The organism is Luteibacter sp. 9133 (genome assembly GCF_000800155.1).
Lineage (GTDB): Bacteria > Pseudomonadota > Gammaproteobacteria > Xanthomonadales > Rhodanobacteraceae > Luteibacter > Luteibacter mycovicinus.
Map to the genome: position 1 here is coordinate 2807248 of NZ_JUHO01000001.1, position 20670 is coordinate 2827917.

Below are 20670 nucleotides of genomic sequence, written 5' to 3' on the forward strand. Positions count from 1 at the left end.
AATAATGGCAACCGGCGGCTCCCCACGAACGTGACGTCGGGTTGTGGGCCGAGCGATACCCGCAAGCCTGGATGCGCCGCTATCCTTCGGTTATGACGATGCGTCCTAACACTCTCACCATTGCTGGCTCCGACTCCGGGGGTGGCGCTGGCATTCAGGCTGACCTGAAGACATTCCACGCGCGGGGTACGCACGGCCTGACGGCGATTACCGCGGTGACGTCGCAGAACACGCGTGGGGTGACGGCGGTGCACACGTTGCCGTTGGCGCATGTGCGTAGCCAGATCGATGCGGTGTTCGACGACTTTGACATCGCGGCGGTGAAGACCGGGATGCTGGGTAGTGCGGCCGTGACACGGCTGGTGGCAAAGGAGATGCGGCGGCGTCAGCCGGCGTGGCTGGTGGTGGATCCGGTGATGATTGCCACCAGCGGGGCACGACTGCTGGATGAGGATGCGCTTGAGGCGCTGGTGACGCGGCTGATTCCTCTTGCCGACGTGCTGACGCCGAATCTTCCTGAGGCCGAGGCCCTGCTGGGTCGGCCGCTGGGGCGCGATATGGACGCGGTGGGGGCCGACTTGTTGGCCCTGGGAGCTGCTGGGGTGCTGCTCAAAGGCGGCCACGGCAAGGGCCGCGAAGTCGTCGATCGCTATTACGACGCCAGTGGGGTTATCGAGGTCCGGAATCCGCGCCTCCCCTTCGAGGGGCATGGGAGCGGCTGCACGCTGGCTTCGGCGGTGGCGGCGGGGCTGGCTCGGGGCAAATCGCCGCAATCGGCTGTCCGCGAGGCAATTGCATGGGTAAACAAGGCCTTCCAGCGGTCCTGGCGACCGGGCCGGGGCACTGTCCACGTGCTGGGGCACTGAGGGCGGAGTATCCTATGCGCGTTGATACGGGCCGCTCCGGCCGCATGTATCGCTCGTCCTTGTCGAGTCCACGCGCATGAATTTCCTCGGGCCACGCTTCATCGTCCTGTACCTCCTGATCCTGTTCACGCTGTGCGTGCTGCTGGTGCATCTGCGCGGCCGTTCGCGCCTGCGCTTCGATCGCCAGCTGGTGGATCACTCGGCGATCTTCGCGCCGTACAACCTGCTGATGTACGCCTTCTCGGCCGTGCCGGCGCGGCCGATCCTCGATCGTCGCGGCTTTCCGCAGCTCGACCTGCTGCAGAACAACTGGCAGGCGATCCGCGCGGAGGCGATGCATCTGTTCGACGAGGGCTTCATCCGCTCGGCGGAGAAGCACAACGACGCTTCGTTCAACTCGTTCTTCAAGCAGGGCTGGAAGCGTTTCTACCTCAAGTGGTACGGCGAGCCGCTGTCCTCGGCCGAGGCGCTCTGCCCCGAGACGGTCAAGCTGCTCAACTCGATCCCGAGCGTCAAGGCCGCGATGTTCGCCCTGCTCCCGCCGGGCAGCAAGCTCAATGCGCACCGCGACCCGTTCGCGGGTTCGCTGCGCTACCACCTCGGCCTGATCACGCCCAACTCCGACGACTGCCGCATCTTCGTCGACGGTGAAATGCACGCCTGGCGCGACGGCAAGGACGTCGTCTTCGACGAGACTTACGTGCACTGGGCCGAGAACCGCACGGACCAGACCCGCGTGATCCTCTTCGCCGACGTCGAGCGTCCGCTGAAGAGCCGCCTGATGACGGGCATCAACAAGCGCGTCGGCGCTTTCATGGGTTCGATCACCGCCTCGCCCAACAGCGACGACGGCAACGAGCAGGTCGGCTTCGTCAATCGCATGTTCGCCCTGAACAAGCGTGGCCGCGAGCGCACGCGCAAATTCAAGAAGGCGAACCCGAAGCTGTTCCGCCTGATCAAGTACATCGGCATCGTGCTGATGATCTGGCTGATCTTCCTGGCGCCCTACCCGTTCTACCGCTGATCGGGTCTTAACATCGCGCCGCGCGCGTGGCGCGATACTCCGGGCGGGGTGAGCCTGAACGGAGTACAGGTTATGAGCCAGCGAGCGTTCTGCCTTGCGTTATTGATGCCCATCGCCGCGGCGGCCTCTGCCGCGCCACCGCCCGCGCCCGACCTGGCGCCTCTGGTCTCCAGGCTCGTGGACGACACGGCAAGGGATTCGGACAGCGAACGTCGTGCGTTCGATGCGCTGATGAATCTCGGCAGCGCGGGCGTGCCGTATATCGTCAGTCACCTGGGCGACGGTCGTCGCCTTCCCGAGCAGTCGATCTGGGTGCGCCGTCAGGGCTCACGCGATCGGCAAGGGCAGCCCTGGTACGTCCATGACGGGCTCGAGTTCGTGCTGAAGGTGGTGACGGGACGTGCGTTCGGTCCGCAGAACGGGCATCTGTTGCCGAGTCAGCGTGAGAAGAACACACGCAAGTGGGTGGCGTGGTGTGTCGATCATTATCCGGCGCAGGCTTCGGTTTGCCGGAGCGGCTCACGCGACTAATCGACGGCGTTCGCTGCTCAGGTCAAAGCGCCGCGTCCGGGCTCGGCTTCGCCATCGCATTTGTCTTGAAGCCTCGCCTCGGGGCAAGGGCGCCGCCGCCTGCCATTCCTGTCGCTAAGTCCTCCTCCGGCCTTCGCCTCCGTGCGGAATCGCTCCAGGAACGCCAGACGCCGACGCCCCTCCGGAACGCTGACGCCACCTGGCTCATGTAGGAGCGAGCCTGCTCGCGACCCCTCAGCGCTCAACAAGGCGAACGAAGCACTGCATCCACCGACGCCGGCGGTTCCAACATCAAACCTTGTCCCACTCCATCTTCGCATGCGCCCGCGCCGCGCACTGCACACCCATCGTAATCAATGCACCGACACCTCCCAGCGCAAGTAACGTGCGCTGACGCTCGGGAATTTCGTCTTCCTGCAGCGACTCCACGAGCAAATCGGTGATGCTCCGCGCGTATTGCAACAACTCGGTAGCGTCATTCAACAACACATTGACGCTCGCTTCGGGGTCGATACAAAAACTCCCGTCGCCAACCGTTCCAAACTTTTCCATAGTCATCTCCATGCGTGCCGCACGTAGCCCCGCTCTCGTAGGGGCCAGCCCTGCGGGCGATTCACTCCGCCCCGAGTTGTGGCACGCCAAAACGCAAAGGCGTGCCACCATCGCTCGCACGATGAGCCTCATCGGCCTGTCCGTGACCGGACGCCGGGCGGTGTGTTCAAGAAGTGGTTCGCAACGCCAGTCGCTGTCTTGCGGCCACACGGCAACGCGCCGGATAGCTACGGCAAGAAAAAACTCAACTGACAACGGCCAGCGCCGCGGTTCTTCAACCGTGTCTGCGAGATCGGCAGACGGCCCGGTAACCGTTGAGTGGAGTGTCGCCGGGAAGCGACACGCGTGAGAATGCCTTAGTATTTGGCATAGCCATGGTCAACCTTCGTCGTTGATTAGGGTCAGCGGACCTTGTGGTGCGTCAACACCCCTGGTCCGCGCTTCTCACCGCTTTGAGCGATGGTTGCCTGCGATGCGTGGAATGCGATCCCGCAGGCAACGAACACAAGCTAGCAAAAAACGTGACGTCGTGTCATGAGAATCTGCGTCAATTCGCGACCCATTCGCGCGTCACCGCAAGCTTACCCAGACGCCGCTCCCGCTCTGCTCTCCGCTCTCCACACAACGAACCGCACCGTCCGAAGGGAGCCGTCGGCTGCCGTGCATGGAGCGCTTCCGCACGAAGGCGAAGGCCGTAGGAGGACTTAGCGACAGGCATGGCAGCCGACGGCTCCCTCGCTACGACGCCCAAGAACAAAAGCGATGGCGCAGCCGAGCCCTCCAACGCCACCACAAAGAAAAAGACCCCACGATCACTCGCGAGGTCTTTCTAAAAGCGACAATCAGATCGAACCGTAACGCTTAAGCCGTAGCGCGAATCCGCTCGACGATCGCATCGCCAAACGTATCCGTCGTGCCCGTACCACCGACATCCGGCGTCGTACGATCACGCGCGTTCATCACGTCGCTGATGGCGGCGCGCAGACGCGTCGCCTTGGCGACCATGTCGAGGTGATCGAGCATGTCGGCCGCCGCGAGCAGCAGCGCACACGGGTTGGCCTTCTTCTGACCCGCGATATCCGGCGCCGAACCGTGGACGGCTTCGAAGATCGCCGCGTCCTTGCCGATGTTCGCACCCGGGGCGAGGCCCAGGCCGCCGACGAGGCCTGCGCACAGGTCGGACAGGATGTCACCGAAGAGATTGGTGGTGACGATCACATCGAACTGGTACGGGTTCATCACCAGCTGCATGCAGGCGTTGTCGACGATCATTTCCTGGAATTCGAGCTCCGGGTAATCCTTCGCGACTTCACGCGCCACGTCGAGGAACAGGCCCGACGAAGTCTTCATGATGTTGGCCTTGTGCACGGCCGTGACCTTCTTGCGGCCCTTCTGCTTCGCCATCTCGAAGCCGTAGCGGCAGATCCGCTCCATGCCCGGACGCGTGTTGCGGATGACCGAGACAGCGACCTCGTTCTCGCCGGTGCCTTCGCGCGTCTGGCCTTCGGCCATGTACGCACCCATGGTGTTTTCACGCACCGTGATGATGTCGATGTTCTCGAAGCGCGCCTTGGTGCCCGGGAAGCTGATCGCCGGACGCACGTTGGCGTACAGGTCGAACTTGCGACGCAGGGTGACGTTGATCGAGGTGAAGCCACCGCCGATCGGGGTGGTCAGCGGACCCTTCAGAGCGACCTTGTGCTTCTCGATCGCATCCAGCGTGGCCTGCGGGAGCAGATCGCCGTGCTTCTCGAGCGCGACCACGCCCGCGTCCACGTAGTCGTAGGACAGACCGCAGTCGAGAGCATCGAGGACGCGGATGGTCGCGTCCATGATCTCGGGGCCGATGCCGTCGCCGGGGATCACGGCAATCGTCTTGCTCATGGGGTTACTCCTGAAGGATGCGTCGCATGACACACGCACGAGGGCGCGTGTGGGGAGAAAAATCGCCCAATTATCGGCGATCTCGCCCTCTTCCTTCAAGTTTGGCGCCCCGGGTGGGGCGCCATGCCCTCGTCAGGCCGCGGGATGGTCCGCGCAGGCCTCCGCCTCGGCCGGGGCCTCGGTCTCGAGCGAGTCGAGGAAGTCCACGGCGCGGCGCAGGTGCGGAATCACGATGGAGCCGCCGACAACGAGGCCGACGCTGAAGACCTCGAAGAACTCGTCGCGATTGACCCCGGCTTCCTTGCACTGGGCGACGTGATAGCTGATGCAGTCGTCGCAGCGCAGCACCATCGAGGCGACCAGGCCAAGCATTTCCTTGGTCTTCACATCCAGCGCGCCAGCTCGGTAGGTCTGGGTGTCCAGCGCGAAAAAGCGACGGACGACCTGGTTGTCCTCGCCGAGGATGCGCTCGTTCATCCGCTTGCGGAACGCGGCGAACTCCTCGACGCGGTTACCTTCGGTCGGCGTGCCGGACATCAGTTCGTCGCCCCGAGGATGTCGGCCAGCCGGCCGCTGCGGTCGGCGGCGGCGAGGTCGTCGAAACCACCCACGTGGGTGCCGTTGATGAAGATCTGCGGGACCGTGCGGCGACCGCCGCTCTTCTCCAGCATGATGTCGCGCTGCGCCGGATCGGTGTCGATGCGCACCTCTTCCCACGCCAGGCCCTTGGCCTTGAGCAGGTTCTTGGCGGCGACGCAGTACGGGCAGACGGCGGTCGAGTAGATGGTGATATCGGGGGTGGACATGGGAGGTTGGGCTCCGAACCGGAATGACTACAAAATGGCGATCTGGCGCCCATTTTACAAGGCAATCGAACCCCGCGCGGTCTCCGGGGTCAAACCGGCCCCACCGCGCGCGGCGTGGCGGGTCCTTCGTCGTTTGGTGATGGTATCGTCCTCGCACTTATGCGCACCCCATTTCTCCGCCTGTCCCTGATCGCCGCCAGCGCCCTCGCCACCTTCGCCGTGGGCGCGCAGGACAACGTCCGCCTGCCGGATCTGGGCAGCTCGGCCAACGCCCTGATCAGCCCGCGCGAGGCCGACGAGTACGGGGCCATGATGCTGCGCCAGATGCATGCGCTCGACCTCACGGTGGACGACGCCCTGCTGGACCAGTACATCAACGACCTCGGCTACCGCCTGGTGGCGGCCAGCGACCGGCCGAAGGACCACTTCCAGTTCTTCATCGTGCGCGACACGCAGATCAACGCGTTCGCGGCCCCCGGCGGCTACATCGGCGTCAACGCCGGCCTGATCAACATCACCGACAACGAGAGCGAACTCGCGGGCGTCATGGCCCACGAGATCGGCCACATCACCCAGAACCACCTGTACCGCGCCTTCGAGGATTCGAAGAAGAACGCCCCGCTGATGGCGCTCGTGCTGCTGGGCGCGATCGCCGCCGGTGCCGGTGGCGGCGCGGGCGACGCCGCGCCCGCCGTGCTCATGGGTGGCCAGGGGCTGCTCATGCAGCGGCAGATCAACTTCACCCGTAAGGACGAGGTCGAAGCCGACCGCGTCGGCATCCAGACCCTGTCGCGGGCCGGTTACGACCCCGAGGCGATGGGCGATTTCTTCGGCCGCATGCAGGACACGCTGCGCGTCGGCCAGGGCGAAGAGGCGCTGCCCGCCCTCCTGCAGACCCACCCCGTGACCCTGGCCCGCATCAGCGAGGCCAAGGCGCGCGCCCGTACGCTCGAGGAGGCCCAGGCCAACAAGCCGCGCCAGCCCACGCTGGACAAAGCCAGCTGGGAGAAGAGCACGGCGCCGGTGCTCTACGTGAAGGACCCCACCGCGCTGATCACCCCCGCCGGCAAGGTCGCTAAGGACAGCGTCAGCGACACCTATGCGCTGATGCGCGAACGGGTGCGCGTCCTCTCCGGGGATGCCCGTCAGCTGACGTCCTTCTATGCCACGAACCTCAAGCGCAAGGATTTCGACACCGCGGCCAACCGGTACGGCTACGCGCTGTGCCTGCTGCGCACGGACCACGGCGCCCAGGCGGTCGAGCAACTGCAGCCCCTGCTGGCCAGCCTGCCCTCCAGCGTGGTGCTGCGCCTGGCCATGGCCGACGCCTACGAGAACGCCGGCCGTCACGGCGACGCCATGGCGATCTACAAGGCCCTGCACGACAACTCGCCGCGCAACCGCGCCGTGGCTCTGGGCTACGCGCGGGCGCTGGCCAACAGCGGGCGCGTGGAGGACGCCCGGATGGCGTCGACCATGTTGAAGCCGATGCTCGACGACAGCGACGATCCGGACATCTTCCTTACCTTCGCACGGGCCAGCGAGCGGTCCGGCGACGGGATCCGGGCCGCGGAGGCGTACGCGGACAGCGCCTACCTCGCCGGCCGGCCGTTCGACGCCATGGAGCAGCTCAAGCGGCTGCTGAAACGGGACGACCTCGATTATTACCAGCGGTCGCGCATCCAGGCCCGGATCGGCGACCTCACCCCACTGCTGCTGGAATTGCGTAAACGACGCATCACGACCGACGACAATCCGGACGGACGCAGTCAATACGTGCGGTCTCAGTTCGGTCTGAGAACCGAATTGTGACCGTTGTCATTAGCGTGTAACACAGCATGGCTGCAATATGACCGTCATAGCCAACGAGCGGCCCACGCGTGCATAAGCGCATTCTCATCGTAGAAGACGAAGCATCGATCCGCGACATGGTCGCATTCGCGCTTCGTAAGGCGGGTATGGACGCGGCTCACGCCGCCGACGCCCGCGCCGCACAGATGGCGATCTCGGAGCGGGTACCGGACCTGATCCTGCTCGACTGGATGCTCCCGGGCACCAGTGGACTGGAACTGGCCCGTCGCCTCCGCCGGGAAGAGCTCTCGCGCGAGATCCCGATCATCATGCTCACCGCGCGCGGTGAGGAGATGGACCGGGTCAACGGGCTCGAGGCCGGCGTGGACGACTACGTCATCAAGCCGTTCTCCACCCGTGAGCTGATCGCCCGGATCAAGGCGGTGCTCCGCCGCAGTCAGGGCGACGACGGCTCCGGCGTGGTGGAACTCGGCGGCCTGCGCATCGATGGGCCCGCGCATCGCGTGTTCGCCGGCGAGGAAGCCGTGCCGATCGGCCCGACCGAATACCGCCTGCTGTTCTTCTTCATGACCCATCCTGAGCGCGTCTACTCGCGCGCCCAGCTGCTGGACCATGTCTGGGGCGGCAGCGTGTACGTGGAGGAGCGCACGGTCGACGTGCATATCCGCCGCCTGCGCAAGACACTGGAGCCGTGGAAGCTCGACGACATGGTGCAGACCGTGCGCGGCGCGGGCTACCGCTTCTCCGCGAATACCTAGGCTTGCGTGGGTAGCCGCGCTATGGTCCCTTCCTGAGACCGACACCGGCCGTGCCCGCCATGCCACAACGCTTCCTGACTTCCTGGCGATTGCCTGCCAGCTGCGCCGCCCTGCTTCTGCTGGGTGGCGCGGTGGGCTGGCTGACGGGTGCGGTATGGCCTTGCGTGACGGTGGTCGCGCTGGGGGAAACCGTCGTGCTGTTGTCGCTGTTCCGTCACAAGTCGGGGCCAATGTTGCAATCGTCCGCCACGCCCCATCCTGACCATGACCGTCTCATGACTCGCACCCGCCGAATCGCCTCCCGCCTGCGTGACCTGCGCAGCGCGGCGGGAACCCTGCCCGACGCCGTGGTCCTGCTGGATCACTCGCACCATGTGCGCTGGTTCAATCACGCGGCGGAGGATCTGCTCGGTCTGAAGCGACCGCGCGATCGTGGCCGCGTGCTGGCCGATCTGATGCGCAACACCGACCTGTCGGACTGGCTGGCCGAGGGCGCCCGCGAGCCGCTCAACGACGTGACCGCACCGGGCCACCCTAACCGCCATGTCACGGCGACGCTGCTGCCGTTCGGCAGCCGCCAGCGCCTGCTGCTGGCCCGCGACACCAGCCACCTCACCCGCCTCGAACAGATCCGTCGCGATTTCGTGGCCAACGTCTCGCACGAGTTGCGCACGCCGTTGACGGTGATCCACGGCTACCTCGAATTGCTCGATCCGGAAGATGTGCCCGAACTCGCGCCGGTGCTGGACGAGATGCGAGCGCAGTCCAAGCGCATGGGCCAGATCGTGGAAGACCTGCTGACCCTGTCGCGCCTGGAAACCCAGGAGCATGTGGCCGACGAGCAGGTGCAGATGGCCCCGCTGCTCGCCAGCCTGCGCAAGGAAGCCGAGGCCCTGAGCCAGGGTCGCCATACCATCTCCCTGGACGTCGCCACGGCACACGACCTGCTGGGCTCGCCCAAGGATCTGCACAGCGCGTTCTCCAATCTGGTCAGCAACGCGGTTCGCTATACGCCCACGGGCGGCAAGATCGCCATCCGCTGGGCCGACACGGAAGACGGCGCGCGCTTCTCGGTGCACGACTCCGGCTTCGGTATTCCCGCCGCGCACATCGCACGGCTGACCGAACGCTTCTACCGCGTATCGTCGAGCCGCTCGCGCGACTCCGGCGGCACCGGCCTGGGCCTGTCGATCGTCAAGCACGTGCTCAACCTGCACCAGGCGCGCCTGGTGATCGAGAGTGAGACGGGCAAGGGCTCCGTGTTCGCGTGTGTGTTCGTCAGCGACCGGCTGCTGGACAGCACCCGTGTGCACGAAACGGCCGGCCTGCACGGCTGATCGATGGCAGGCAAGCGTAGACGGGTTGCTGCGACGCCGCTTTCCGGCATGATCGTCCATGCGCCACCATCGGACGTCATGAAAGGATTACCGGAACGAATGAGCGATCCCGTCGACCTCGGCAACCCCGACCTCTACATCAACCGCGAGCTGGCGGCGCTGGAGTTCAACTTCCGCGTGCTCGCCCAGGCCCGCGACCCGGACGTTCCGGCTTTGGAGCGACTGCGCTACCTGACCATCGTCAGCAACAACCTCGACGAATACTTCGAGGTTCGCGTCGCCGTGCTCAAGCATAAGCACGCGCTGGGCGCGGCGATGCCGGGCGCCGATGGGCTGTCGTCGACCGAGATCCTCGCGCGGATCCGCCAGCGCACGCTCGAGCTGGTCAGCGAGCTCTACGCCATCTGGCACGAAGAACTGCTGCCATCGCTGGAAGCCGAAGGCATCCGCTTCCTGACCCGCGGCGCCTGGAGCGATCGCCAGCGACGCTGGCTGCAGGGGTATTTCCAGAACGAGATCATGCCGGTGCTGTCGCCGCTGGGTCTCGACCCCGCGCACCCCTTCCCGCGCATCCTCAACAAGACCCTCAACCTCGCCGTCGTGCTCGAAGGCCGCGACGCCTTCGGTCGCGAAGGCCACATGGCGCTGGTGCGTGCGCCCCGTTCCCTGCCGCGCATCATCCATATCCCGGGCGAGGTGGACGGCACCGAGGGCGACTTCGTCTTCCTGGCCGAGGTACTCCAGGCCTTCGCGGACGAGATCTTCCCGGGCTTTCGCGTGTGTGCGGCGTATCAGTTCCGCGTCACGCGCAACAGCGAGCTGGTGGTCGAGGAAGCGGAGGTCGAGAACCTCGCCCGCGCCCTGAGCGAAGAGCTGGTCGGTCGCGGTTATGCCCGGCCCGTGCGCCTCGAAGTCGGCGCGGACTGTCCGCGCGCGATCACGGAAATGCTGATCGCGAACTTCCAGCTCGAGGATGCCGACGTGTACCGTTGCGACGGTCCGGTCAACATCATCCGCTCGGGCCTGATCTACGATCAGGTCGACCGTCCGGAGCTGAAATTTCCGCGCTTCACACCGCGCCTTTCGCCGGCCTTCGGCAAGGGCGTCAACGAATTCGACGTCCTCGGTGTGCGCGACGTGCTGCTGCATCACCCGTACGAATCGTTCGCCGCCGTGGTCGAACTGCTTCGCCGCGCCTCCCAGGATGCGGGCGTACTGGCGATCAAGCAGACGCTTTACCGGGCCGGCAAGGATTCCCCGCTGGTCGACCTGCTGGTCGAGGCGGCACGCAACGGCAAGGACGTCACCGTGGTGATCGAGCTCCGCGCGCGTTTCGACGAGGAAGCCAACATCGGCCTCGCGACGCGTCTTCAGGAAGCGGGTGTGCAGGTCGTTTACGGCGTGGTCGGCTACAAGACGCACGCCAAGATGCTGTTGATCGTGCGGCGCGAAGCCGGCGGCTTGCGTCGTTACGTGCATCTTTCCACCGGTAACTACCACCAGGGCAACAGCCGCGGCTACACCGACATCGGCCTGATGACCTCGAACGCGGACATCGGCGAAGACATCCACAAGGTCTTCCAGCAGTTGTCCGGTCTGGGGCCGATGATCCAGCTGAAGCGTCTGCTGCATTCGCCGTTCACGCTGTACAGCAGCGTCATGGGCAAGATCGAGCGCGAAATCGAGCACGCGCGCAACGGCCGTCCCGCACGCATCGTCGCCAAACTCAACGCGCTCAACGAAGCGCATGTGGTCGAGGCGCTGTATCGCGCCTCGATCGCCGGCGTCAGCATCGACCTGATCATCCGCGGCGCCTGCACGTTGCGTCCGGGCATCCCGGGCGTGTCGGAGAACATCCGCGTGCGCTCGATCATCGGCCGTTTCCTCGAGCACAGCCGCGTGTACTGGTTCGGTAACGATGGCGAGCCGGAGCTCTACTGCGCCAGCGCGGACTGGATGGAACGCAACCTCATGCGCCGCATCGAAGTCGCCGTGCCGATCATGGAACCCGACCTCGCCTCGCGTGTCTATGCCGAGACACTGGACAATTATCTGCGCGACAACACGCAGGCGTGGCTGCTCGGCACCGATGGCCGCTACACGCGCAGCCACCCGTCGCAGGGCGAAGCGCCGCACAGCGCGCAGCAGGCGCTGCTCTCGGCGTATTGCGGGTGACGCGGCGCGTCCTGCTCCTGTCGGTGTCCGCGGGAGCGGGACATGTGCGCGCCGCGGAGGCGCTCGAAGCCACGGTGGCCGCGTTCGCCGCCGAGGGACACGATGTCGAGGCGAAGCACCTCGATGTCATGAACTACGTGCCGTCCACGTTCCGGCGGATCTACGCGGACTTCTATCTCAGCCTGATCACCCGCTACCCGCGGCTGTGGGGCATGCTCTATCGCATCACCGACGACACCCATCCCGACGCGGTGACCGAGCGCATGCGGCGTACGATCGAGCGCCTGAATACGCGACGGCTGCGTGCGGCCATCACGGCATTCGCGCCCGACGCCATCGTGTGTACGCATTTCCTCCCGGCCGAGATGCTGGCACGACAGATCCGCAAGGGTCGCGTCAGCGTGCCCGTCTGGCTGCAGGTGACCGACTTCGACCTGCACCGGCTCTGGGTGGTGCAGGGCATGGCCGGCTATTTCGCCGCCAGTCCGGAAATCGCGCATCGCATGCGCGCTGTCGGCCTGCCGGCGTCGCGCGTGCATACGACCGGTATCCCGATCATGCCCGCCTTTGCGCGCGCGCACGACAGACAGGCCCTGAGTGCCACGCTCGGTATCGACCCCGACCGGCCGGCCTACCTGGTGATGGGTGGCGGTGCCGGAGTCGGCGATCTGGACCAGCTGGCCGACACGCTGCTGTCCACCGGTGGCGACTTCCAGCTGGTGGTGCTCGCCGGCCGCAACGCCGTGACACTGGAGCGGCTGCGCGGCATCGCGGCATCGAAGCACGCCGGGCGCCTCATTCCGCTGGGTTTCACGCGTCAGGTCGAGGACGTCATGGCCTGCTGCGATCTCGCGATTACCAAACCCGGGGGACTGACCAGCTCGGAGTGCCTGGCCATGGGCCTGCCGATGATCGTGAATGCGCCCATCCCCGGTCAGGAAGAACGCAATGCCGATTACCTGCTCGAACAGGGCGCCGCGTGGAAGGCGATCGACGCCGTCGCGCTCGCGTGGCGTGTCCGCCTGCTGAGTGACGAGCCAGATCGTCTCGCCGCCATGGCGGCTTCCGCACGCGCCATCGGACGCCCGCATGCGGCGCGCGACGTGATCGCCGCCGTGCTCTCCCATCCGGACGATCCATGAGTCATTCGCCCCGCCGTCGCGTCGTCGCCGTGCTGACGACCGCGCTGTTCACCCTTCTGCTCGCCTTTCTGTTCGCCCATGTCGAGATCGAAATCGAAGGCTCGCATGGCTGGGCGACCAGCCTGCCCACGTGGCGCATCGAGAACCACTGGTTGCTCGACCTGTTCTGGGGCGGCCGCGCGATGACGGGTTACCACGCTTACGTGTTTCCGTTCATCGCGTTGTTCTTTCATTTTCCGATGATCTTCCAGGGGTACTGGAGCTGGCGTGCGCAGGTGCGGACGATCGCCTGTGTGATGCTGTTCTGGGTGGCCGAGGACGGCCTCTGGTTCGTGCTGAACCCCGCGTTCGGTCTGGCGCGCTTCGACCCCGTGGACGTGCCGTGGCACCGGCATTGGTGGGGCCCCGCGCCAACCGACTACTGGGTGTTCGGTTTTCTCTGCGTTGTGCTGTTCATCCTCTCCGCGCTGCCGAAATCGCGTGAGGCGAAAACCGCGTAGGAGCGCGGTCTGCGCGCGATTTCCATGTCGCGCGCAGGGCGCGCTCCTACCCTCGCGCGCAGCACCATGCCAGAATCCACCGATACGCCACTGCGGAATGCACCTTTGGCCTCTACAGGTAAATCGCAGATCAACGACGGTGAACTGCTTGCCGCCGTCGACCTGGGCTCCAACAGCTTCCACATGGTGGTAGCGCGGTACGAACACGGTGAGCCCCGCGTGATCGACCGCCTGCGCGATTCCGTGCGCATGGCGATCGGCCTGCGTCCGGACGGCACGCTCGACGCGGGACACCGCGCCGCCGCGCTCGCCAGCCTGGCGCGCTTCGGTCAGCGCATCGCCGGCATTCCGGCGCTGCATGTGCGCGCGGTCGCCACCAACACCGTGCGTCGTCTCGCGTCGCCGCACGCGTTCCTGTCGGCGGCGGAAGCCGCACTCGGGCATCCGGTGGAGATCGTTTCGGGCCGTGAAGAAGGTCGCCTGATTTTTCTTGGCGCCTCCCACGATCTGCCGGCATCGCGCGACCACCGGCTGGTGATCGATATCGGCGGTGGCAGTACGGAGTTCATCATCGGCCGGGGCAACGCGCCGCTGCTGACCGAGAGCGTGCAGGTTGGCTGTATCGCGAGCACGCTGCGGTTTTTCCCCGGCGGCAAGATCACCCGCAAGCGCTGGCAGAAGGCGCGCCGTGAAATCGGCGTCCTCCTTCAGCAGTTTTCCGAGGATTACCGCGAAGCCGGCTGGGCCGACGCCTATGGCTCGTCGGGCACCTCCAAAGCCATCGGTTCCGTCGTGCGCGCGATGAAACTCTCCGACGACGGCGTCACGCCGGAGGCCCTGGCCGCCGTGCGCGAGGCGATCATCGAGCAAGGCTCCTCGGCCACGCTCAAGCTGCCCGGCCTGGCCGACGACCGTGCGGAAGTGTTCGCCGGCGGCGTCGCCATCTTCGAAGCCGCCTTCGAGGCTCTGGGTATCGAACGCCTGCGCGTATCGGAAAGCTCGATGCGCGAGGGCCTGCTCTGGGACCTGATCGGCCGTTCGGCCGGTACCGATCCCCGCATGGCGAGCATCGATTCGCTGGCCGCGCGCTATGGTGTCGACAAGGCGCAGTCGCGTCGCGTGGAAACCACCGCGCTGAGCCTGTTCGATCAGCTGGCCAAGGTCTGGAAGCTGGACGACGATGCCCGCGAATGGCTGTCGTGGGCGGCCCGTGTGCACGAGCTGGGTCTCGCCATCGCCCACAGCCAGCATCAGCGCCACGGCGCTTACATCCTGCGCCATGCCGACCTGGCGGGTTTCTCGCGCCAGGAGCAGCAGTTGCTGGCGGCCATCGTCGAATCGCACCGGCGCAAGCCGGAGAAGTCCGTCATCACGGCGCTCCCGGTGCGTTACCGGGTTCTCGCGCGGCACATCACCGCCATCCTCCGCCTGGGCGTGCTGTTCCGACGCGCCCGGCGTGCCGAGGCCCTGCCGCGCATCCGCGCCGTCGCCACGCGCCAGCGCCTCCGTCTCACCCTGCCCGCCGACTGGCTGGACCAGCATCCACTGACCGAGGCCGATCTCGACCAGGAGCGGGAGCCGCTGGCCGAGCTCGGCCTCGAACTGGAAATCGTGACGGAATGACCAAGGGGCGTATCATGACCAGCTTGTTCCACCGCCACGACCGGTCACCCATGCTCAAAGCCGTCCTCGCCAGCGTCCTTCTCGCCCTGCCCGTCGCGGCGCTGGCCCAGCAGCCTGCCAAACCGTCGGCTCCGCCCGCCGGCTCGGCGGAGCATCCCAGGGTCGTGATGCACACGACGCAAGGTGACTTCACACTCGAGCTGTATCCGGAAAAGGCGCCCAAGAGCGTCGCCAACTTCCTGCAGTACGTGCGTGACGGCTTCTATGACGGCACCGTGTTCCATCGCGTGGTCAACGGCTATCTGATCCAGGGCGGCCTTTACAGCCGCGACCTGACCCAGCGTCGCACGCGCGCGGCCATTCCCAGCGAGGCCGACAACGGTCTGTCCAATCTGCGCGGCACCGTCGCGGTCGCCCGCGGTGCGGACGCCAATTCGGGTACGTCGCAGTTCTTCGTCAACCTGGTCGACAATCGCCGGCTCGACTACGTCAGCAACCAGAGCGGCCTGACCTGGGGCTTCGCCGTGTTCGGCAAGATCGTGAGCGGCATGGACGTCGTCGACAAGATCGCCGGACTGCCTACCCGCGCGCAGGGCCCCTTCGTCGGCGACGTGCCCAACCCGCTGGTGATCATCGATACGGCCAGCGTGGTGGGCGAGGAGAAAGCCGCCCCGGCCGCGTCGTCATCGGCTCCCGCCGCGGCGGCAGCCAAGCCTGCCGCCGCTGAGCCGGCCAGGCCCGCGACGAAGAAAACCGAAAAGAAGTCCGCAACGCCGAAGGCCGCATGAGCACGCTGTTCATCGCCGACCTGCATCTGGACGACGCACGCCCCGGTATCACCACCCTTTTCGAACAGTTTCTGGCGTCGGACGAAGCGCGATCGGCGTCGGCCTTCTACATCCTCGGGGATCTGGTCGAGGCTTGGATCGGCGACGACGACGATGCCGGGCTCCCGGACCGCATCGCCAACGCCACCCGCGCGCTGCGCGACGCCGGTGTGCCCGTCTATTTCATGGCGGGCAATCGCGATTTCCTGCTGGGAGAGACCTTCGCGGCGCGTGCAGGCATGACCCTGCTCGAGGATGGCACCGTTCACGACATCGAAGGTACGCGGACGCTGCTGATGCACGGTGACGTGCTGTGCACCGACGACGTCGAATACCAGACGGTGCGTGCGCAGGTTCGTACGGAGGCGTGGAAGGCCCAGGTGCTGTCGATGCCGCTTGCCGCACGCCGTGCGTTCGCCGCGCAGGCGCGCAGCGACAGCAAGTCACGCACGGGACGTATCGACGAGACGATCATGGACGTGAATCAGAACGCCGTGGAAAGCGCGATGCGCGACGCCGGCGTGCGTCGGCTCGTGCATGGACATACGCATCGTCCCGCCGTTCACGACTTCACGCTCGATGGAGACGCCGCGCAGCGGATTGTGCTGGGCGACTGGTACGACCATGGGTCGGTGCTGGCGATCGATGGGGATCGCATCGAACTCCGCGGCTTGTCGGCGGGTTGAATCGCCAAGGGGGCTGACTGCCGAAAATCGGTCAGCCCAGCGTCACCAGCCAGACCAGCTCGCTCTCGGAAAACCCCGCCGCTCGCCGCGCATCCAGATTGAACGGCCCGCGCAGTGACCCGTTCATGTAGTCATCGAGCAACCGCGCGAACGTCGCCTCCGGCTCGATACCGTCGCGCTCGCAGCACCAGTGAAACCAACGCGTGCCGGCAGCGACGTGCGCCACTTCCTCGCGAAGGATGACCTCGAGGATGGCGACGGTGCGTTCGTCCTGCTGCCGACGAAGACGCTCCATCATCCCCGGCGTGACGTCGAGCCCACGCGCCTCGAGCACACGCGGTACAAGAGCCATGCGCGCCGTATCGCTGTGGGCGGTCTTCTCCGCCATTTCCCACAAACCGTTGTGCGCGTCGAAATCGCCGTAGGCGTAGCCGAGTTCGGCCAGACGACCCGACAGCATCGTGAAATGACGTGCCTCGTCGTTGGCGCAGGACGCCCAGTCGCGGTAGTACGCGTCGGGTTTGCCACGAAAGCGATAGACCGCGTCCCAGGCGAGATCGATCGCATTGAACTCGATGTGCGCGATGGCGTGAACCAGCGCGGCGCGTCCTTCCGCGGAACCCAGGCCACGCTGTGAAAGCTCGCGCGACGGGACGAGGCGCGGACGCTCGGGACGCCCGGGCAGGCCGATGGGCAGCGGCGGCGGCGATCCCGCATCAGGACGCAGTTCACCGCGATCGAGCGCGGCGAACGTCTCGAAGCTGAGTCGCAACTTTTCCGCGGGGGCGGCGGCGTCAAGGCAGCGCCGCGCGGCAGCGTGCAGATCGTGGGCGTCGTTCATCGCGGGACTGGCGGCACGATCCCGTGCCGCCATCAGTCGTCAGGCGGTACGGCGTTCGTTCTTGGCCGAGTCCGAGCGCATCGCTTCCTGCTGCTCGAGGAAGCCCTCGTCCACGCCGGTCACGTACTCGCCCGAGAAGCACGACGTGTCGAACTGCTTGAGGTCTTCGTTGCCGTCGTTGACCGCCCAGACGAGGTCTTCGAGGTCCTGATAGATCAACCAGTCGGCACCCAGTGCCTTCTCGACTTCCTCCACCGTACGGCCGGCGGCGACCAGCTCGGAAGCGGCCGGCATGTCGATGCCATAGATGTTCGGGTAACGCACGGGCGGCGCCGCGGACGCGAAATAGACGTTCTTCGCCCCGGCGTCGCGCGCCATCTGGATGATCTGGCGCGAGGTCGTACCGCGGACGATCGAGTCATCCACCAGCAGCACGTTCTTCTTGCGGAATTCGAGCTCGACCGTATTGAGCTTGCGGCGCACGGATTTCACGCGCTCGCCCTGGCCCGGCATGATGAAGGTGCGGCCGATGTAGTGGTTTTTGACCAGGCCTTCGCGCATCGGCACGCCCAGCGCCTGCGCCAGCGAGCTGGCCGCCGTGCGCGAGGTGTCGGGAATCGGGATGACCGCGTCGATACCGTGATCCGGGCCGCGCTCGCGCAGGATCTTCTCGGCGAGTTTCTCGCCCATGCGCAGGCGCGCCTTGTAGACCGAGACGTCTTCGATCATCGAGTCCGGACGGGCCAGATAGACGTACTCGAAGATGCACGGGGCATGCACCGCGCCCTCAGCGCAACGCTGGGCGTGGAGTTCACCGCCCTCGGTGATGATGACGGCTTCGCCCGGCTCGATATCGCGCACGCGCTTGAAACCGAGCACGTCGAGCGCGACCGACTCGGAAGCGACCGCGTATTCGCGGCCTTCCGCCGAGACGCGCTCGCCGAGAACGAGCGGACGGATGCCGTTGGGGTCGCGGAAGGCGATCAGGCCGTAGCCCAGCACCAGCGCGATACAGGCGTAACCACCGCGCGCACGGGCGTGCACGTTGGTGATCGCCTTGAACACATGCTCCGGCGTGAGCGCGCCGCGGTCGTCGACCTGCAGCTCGTGGGCGAGGACGTTGAGCAGAACCTCGGAGTCGGAGTCCGTGTCGATGTGACGGCGGTCGTCTTCGAACATTTCCTTGCGCAGCGCCTCGGTGTTGACGAGGTTACCGTTGTGCGCGAAGGCGATGCCGTAAGGCGAATTCACGTAGAAAGGCTGCGCCTCCTCCGTGCCTTCGGAGCCGGCGGTGGGGTAACGGCAGTGGCCGATCCCGATACGGCCGCGCAGCTTGCTGACGCCGGCGGAGTTGAAGACATCGCGCACCAGGCCGTTGCCCTTGTGCAGGCGCAGGCGCGCGCCGTCCACGGTGGCGATACCGGCGGCATCCTGCCCGCGATGTTGCAGGACGGTCAGGCCGTCATACAGGGCCGATGCCACTTCCGTGGTACCGACGATGCCGATGATTCCGCACATGGTGTTGCCTTCTACTGAGTGGCCGTCGTGGTCGCGGCGGCAGGGTGAGCATTATCGTTCTTCGAGGCCTGCCCTGGCATCGTCAGGTCGCGAAGTTTCATCAGTTCATCCTTGCTCGGCAAGGAGACGTTGGGCATTTTCATGTCCTGCAGCGCCGCTGGCGGATGCAGGTACTGACGGACATTGGCCGGCACCTGCTGACCGAGCCATGCGGCAGGCGCGGCGAACTGCGGCAGCAGGGCCGATTCCCGCCAGATGGGTTCGTTCGGCAGCGGCGTGAAACCGAGCGCGAACACCACCAGGCTGACAATCAGCACGCCGCGCACGGCGCCGAACACCATGCCGAACAGCCGATCCGGTCCACCCACGCCGGTGCTGGCGACCAGTCGGGAAATCAGGAAGCGAAAGATCCCGCCCACGAGCAGGACCCCCATGAAACACACGCCGTAACCGATGCCGATCCGCGCCATCGGCAGCGAAATGCTGCTTTCGAGCCGCTGTGCGATAAGCGGCCCGAACGTCCAGGCCGCCCAGAACGCGCAAACCCACACCACGAGCGACAACACCTCGGAAATGAGGCCGCGCACCAGGCCGATCAAGGCCGAGATGAACAGCACGCCGATGATGACGTAGTCCACCCAGCTCACCGGCCGCCCCCTGCTGTCGTGGTCATCCGGGAGTGCCCGTTACGGGGCCGGTACGATGACGCCATCGAGGCCGACCTTGGCCTTGATCTGATCTTTGAGACGCGCCGCATCGTCACGCTGCGTCTGCGGGCCAGCGCGCACGCGCCAGAGCTTCGCACCCGAGCTGGAGGCGACGCTGTCGATGTAGCCGGCGATGCCCGCACCACGCAGCTTGTCGCGCAGTCGCGTGGCTTCCGCCTCGCTGCTGACCGCGGCAACCTGAACGGCGAAACCGCCGGCTCGTGGCGACGGGGTCGGCACAGCGGCCGGCACGGCGGCGGGTGCGGCGGGCGCGGGAGCGGCGGCAGCCCGCACCGGGGCGGGTGCGTCAGCCGTCTGCGTCTCCGGCCTGGAGGACAGCGACGCGGGAGCGCCCGGTACGGCGGCCGTGATCTTGAGACGAGCGGCCTCGGCGGCGGCGCGCGTCTCGAACGGGCCGGCGGAGACGCGCGTCAGCGCCTTGCCCGCCTGATTGGACGCGGATGTGCTGACCGGGTAACCCAGGGCCTTCACCTTCTGGACCAGGGCGTCGGCCTTGGCATGATCGGCGTAGGCACTGAGGTTGATCGTGTAGCTGCCACGCCCGGCCGTACCGGCGGGCAGGGCCTCGGCGGCAGGCGGCGCGGTCGCGGCCACCGGCTTCGGTGGCCGGGTGGCCGGCGCGGGAGCGGCCGGGGTGGTCGCGGGCTTGCTCGCTGGCGCGAAGTCTTCGGGCAGTGCATCGGCAGGCTTGCGCGAGGCGATGTCCACCGAAGCCAGCTTGCTTCCGCCACCCGGCGTGACCGCGGCGGGGCTGGGCGCGGGAGCAGCGACAGCCGACGGCGTGCCCGAGGCCGGGGCGCCGACGGCGGGCTGCGAGCCGCTGGCGGACGCCGGCGAGCCATTCGGCGCCACATCGAGCGTACGGGTCTGCAGCTCGCGATCCGGGGCCGGCGGAATCTCGAGGCTGACCGTCTGGTCGGCGTCGGACTTCGGCGGCGCGCTGGAGAACATCATCGGCACGAACAGGACCAGCAACGCGATCAGTACCGCGGCACCCAGCAGGCGTGTTTTCAAGGAAGGCTCCATACGACCGGCGCAAAGCGAATCGCGGCGATTATAA

The 20670-nt window shown here is 66.3% G+C and carries 20 protein-coding genes; 12 read left to right on the forward strand and 8 right to left on the reverse strand.

What is annotated here, in order from left to right:
- Positions 1–71: 71 nt before the first annotated feature.
- From thiD to FA87_RS12185, 3 genes are all read left to right on the forward strand, one after another.
- Positions 72–866 (forward strand): bifunctional hydroxymethylpyrimidine kinase/phosphomethylpyrimidine kinase, encoded by a 795-nt coding sequence (gene thiD / locus FA87_RS12175; protein WP_043698066.1) that lies wholly within the window; start codon positions 72–74, stop codon positions 864–866.
- Between the two features lie 100 nt (positions 867–966).
- Positions 967–1890: an aspartyl/asparaginyl beta-hydroxylase domain-containing protein gene (locus FA87_RS12180; protein ID WP_275041283.1), complete on the forward strand. Its 924-nt coding sequence runs from the start codon at positions 967–969 to the stop codon at positions 1888–1890.
- 72 nt (positions 1891–1962) lie between these two features.
- Positions 1963–2421: a hypothetical protein gene (locus FA87_RS12185; protein WP_036129116.1), complete on the forward strand. Its 459-nt coding sequence runs from the start codon at positions 1963–1965 to the stop codon at positions 2419–2421.
- 291 nt (positions 2422–2712) lie between these two features.
- Here FA87_RS12185 and FA87_RS12190 read toward each other — a convergent pair whose 3' ends face one another.
- The 4 genes from FA87_RS12190 to grxC form a co-directional block, all read right to left on the reverse strand.
- Positions 2713–2973 (reverse strand): hypothetical protein, encoded by a 261-nt coding sequence (locus tag FA87_RS12190; RefSeq protein WP_156128550.1) that lies wholly within the window; start codon positions 2971–2973, stop codon positions 2713–2715.
- Positions 2974–3834: 861 nt separating this feature from the next.
- Positions 3835–4857: an isocitrate dehydrogenase gene (locus FA87_RS12195; RefSeq protein ID WP_036111939.1), complete on the reverse strand. Its 1023-nt coding sequence runs from the start codon at positions 4855–4857 to the stop codon at positions 3835–3837.
- A 132-nt stretch (positions 4858–4989) separates the two neighbouring features.
- Positions 4990–5394 (reverse strand): carboxymuconolactone decarboxylase family protein, encoded by a 405-nt coding sequence (locus tag FA87_RS12200; protein WP_043694828.1) that lies wholly within the window; start codon positions 5392–5394, stop codon positions 4990–4992.
- Complete coding sequence (gene grxC / locus FA87_RS12205; RefSeq protein WP_043694831.1) at positions 5394–5663, reverse strand: glutaredoxin 3; 270 nt, start codon at positions 5661–5663, stop codon at positions 5394–5396. The genes FA87_RS12200 and grxC overlap by 1 nt, the downstream gene beginning before the upstream one ends.
- A gap of 159 nt (positions 5664–5822) precedes the next feature.
- Between grxC and FA87_RS12210 the strand changes: the two genes are divergently transcribed.
- The 9 genes from FA87_RS12210 to FA87_RS12250 all read left to right on the forward strand — a co-directional run bounded on the left by FA87_RS12210 (position 5823) and on the right by FA87_RS12250 (position 16523).
- Positions 5823–7475, forward strand: coding sequence for a M48 family metalloprotease (locus FA87_RS12210; RefSeq protein WP_043694834.1), 1653 nt, complete (start codon positions 5823–5825; stop codon positions 7473–7475).
- Positions 7476–7543: 68 nt separating this feature from the next.
- Positions 7544–8233, forward strand: a complete 690-nt coding sequence (gene phoB / locus FA87_RS12215; RefSeq protein WP_036111931.1) for a phosphate regulon transcriptional regulator PhoB — start codon at positions 7544–7546, stop codon at positions 8231–8233.
- 59 nt (positions 8234–8292) lie between these two features.
- Positions 8293–9570 (forward strand): phosphate regulon sensor histidine kinase PhoR, encoded by a 1278-nt coding sequence (gene phoR, locus FA87_RS12220; RefSeq protein ID WP_043694837.1) that lies wholly within the window; start codon positions 8293–8295, stop codon positions 9568–9570.
- A 99-nt stretch (positions 9571–9669) separates the two neighbouring features.
- The gene (ppk1, locus tag FA87_RS12225) at positions 9670–11745 is read left to right on the forward strand and encodes a polyphosphate kinase 1 (protein ID WP_342633156.1); all 2076 of its coding nucleotides are present in this window, start codon (positions 9670–9672) and stop codon (positions 11743–11745) included.
- Positions 11742–12887 carry a glycosyltransferase gene (locus FA87_RS12230; protein WP_197062410.1) on the forward strand — a complete coding sequence of 382 codons (1146 nt, stop codon included), beginning with the start codon at positions 11742–11744 and terminating at the stop codon, positions 12885–12887. Before ppk1 ends, FA87_RS12230 begins: the two co-directional genes overlap by 4 nt.
- The gene (locus FA87_RS12235; RefSeq protein ID WP_036111920.1) at positions 12884–13387 is read left to right on the forward strand and encodes a hypothetical protein; all 504 of its coding nucleotides are present in this window, start codon (positions 12884–12886) and stop codon (positions 13385–13387) included. Before FA87_RS12230 ends, FA87_RS12235 begins: the two co-directional genes overlap by 4 nt.
- 66 nt (positions 13388–13453) lie before the next feature.
- Positions 13454–15010 (forward strand): Ppx/GppA phosphatase family protein, encoded by a 1557-nt coding sequence (locus FA87_RS12240; protein ID WP_197062411.1) that lies wholly within the window; start codon positions 13454–13456, stop codon positions 15008–15010.
- 50 nt (positions 15011–15060) lie between these two features.
- On the forward strand, positions 15061–15798 hold the full coding sequence (locus FA87_RS12245; RefSeq protein ID WP_043698074.1) for a peptidylprolyl isomerase: 738 nt from the start codon (positions 15061–15063) through the stop codon (positions 15796–15798).
- The gene (locus tag FA87_RS12250; RefSeq protein ID WP_043694843.1) at positions 15795–16523 is read left to right on the forward strand and encodes a UDP-2,3-diacylglucosamine diphosphatase; all 729 of its coding nucleotides are present in this window, start codon (positions 15795–15797) and stop codon (positions 16521–16523) included. Before FA87_RS12245 ends, FA87_RS12250 begins: the two co-directional genes overlap by 4 nt.
- Positions 16524–16554: 31 nt before the next feature.
- Here FA87_RS12250 and FA87_RS12255 read toward each other — a convergent pair whose 3' ends face one another.
- From FA87_RS12255 to FA87_RS12270, 4 genes are read right to left on the reverse strand one after another with little or no spacing between them, the layout of a single operon-like run.
- Positions 16555–17397, reverse strand: coding sequence for a ferritin-like domain-containing protein (locus tag FA87_RS12255; RefSeq protein ID WP_239709083.1), 843 nt, complete (start codon positions 17395–17397; stop codon positions 16555–16557).
- 6 nt (positions 17398–17403) lie between these two features.
- Positions 17404–18882 (reverse strand): amidophosphoribosyltransferase, encoded by a 1479-nt coding sequence (gene purF / locus FA87_RS12260; RefSeq protein WP_036111911.1) that lies wholly within the window; start codon positions 18880–18882, stop codon positions 17404–17406.
- Positions 18883–18893: 11 nt separating this feature from the next.
- A complete protein-coding gene (locus tag FA87_RS12265; RefSeq protein ID WP_239709085.1) occupies positions 18894–19520 on the reverse strand; it encodes a CvpA family protein in 627 nt (208 codons plus the stop codon).
- A 48-nt stretch (positions 19521–19568) separates the two neighbouring features.
- Positions 19569–20624, reverse strand: coding sequence for an SPOR domain-containing protein (locus FA87_RS12270; RefSeq protein ID WP_043694845.1), 1056 nt, complete (start codon positions 20622–20624; stop codon positions 19569–19571).
- Between the last annotated feature and the right edge of the window lie 46 nt (positions 20625–20670).

Bases quoted from the DNA above. Each gene is read 5' to 3' on its own strand.
- FA87_RS12210 (WP_043694834.1), top strand. From the start codon at position 5,823: ATGCGCACCCCATTTCTCCGCCTGTCCCTGATCGCCGCCAGCGCCCTC.
- FA87_RS12190 (WP_156128550.1), bottom strand. From the start codon at position 2,973: ATGGAAAAGTTTGGAACGGTTGGCGACGGGAGTTTTTGTATCGACCCC.
- ppk1 (WP_342633156.1), top strand. From the start codon at position 9,670: ATGAGCGATCCCGTCGACCTCGGCAACCCCGACCTCTACATCAACCGC.
- purF (WP_036111911.1), bottom strand. From the start codon at position 18,882: ATGTGCGGAATCATCGGCATCGTCGGTACCACGGAAGTGGCATCGGCC.
- FA87_RS12255 (WP_239709083.1), bottom strand. From the start codon at position 17,397: ATGGCGGCACGGGATCGTGCCGCCAGTCCCGCGATGAACGACGCCCAC.
- FA87_RS12185 (WP_036129116.1), top strand. From the start codon at position 1,963: ATGAGCCAGCGAGCGTTCTGCCTTGCGTTATTGATGCCCATCGCCGCG.
- FA87_RS12235 (WP_036111920.1), top strand. From the start codon at position 12,884: ATGAGTCATTCGCCCCGCCGTCGCGTCGTCGCCGTGCTGACGACCGCG.
- FA87_RS12250 (WP_043694843.1), top strand. From the start codon at position 15,795: ATGAGCACGCTGTTCATCGCCGACCTGCATCTGGACGACGCACGCCCC.
- FA87_RS12245 (WP_043698074.1), top strand. From the start codon at position 15,061: ATGCTCAAAGCCGTCCTCGCCAGCGTCCTTCTCGCCCTGCCCGTCGCG.
- phoR (WP_043694837.1), top strand. From the start codon at position 8,293: ATGCCACAACGCTTCCTGACTTCCTGGCGATTGCCTGCCAGCTGCGCC.
- thiD (WP_043698066.1), top strand. From the start codon at position 72: ATGCGCCGCTATCCTTCGGTTATGACGATGCGTCCTAACACTCTCACC.
- FA87_RS12195 (WP_036111939.1), bottom strand. From the start codon at position 4,857: ATGAGCAAGACGATTGCCGTGATCCCCGGCGACGGCATCGGCCCCGAG.
- FA87_RS12200 (WP_043694828.1), bottom strand. From the start codon at position 5,394: ATGTCCGGCACGCCGACCGAAGGTAACCGCGTCGAGGAGTTCGCCGCG.
- FA87_RS12240 (WP_197062411.1), top strand. From the start codon at position 13,454: ATGCCAGAATCCACCGATACGCCACTGCGGAATGCACCTTTGGCCTCT.
- grxC (WP_043694831.1), bottom strand. From the start codon at position 5,663: ATGTCCACCCCCGATATCACCATCTACTCGACCGCCGTCTGCCCGTAC.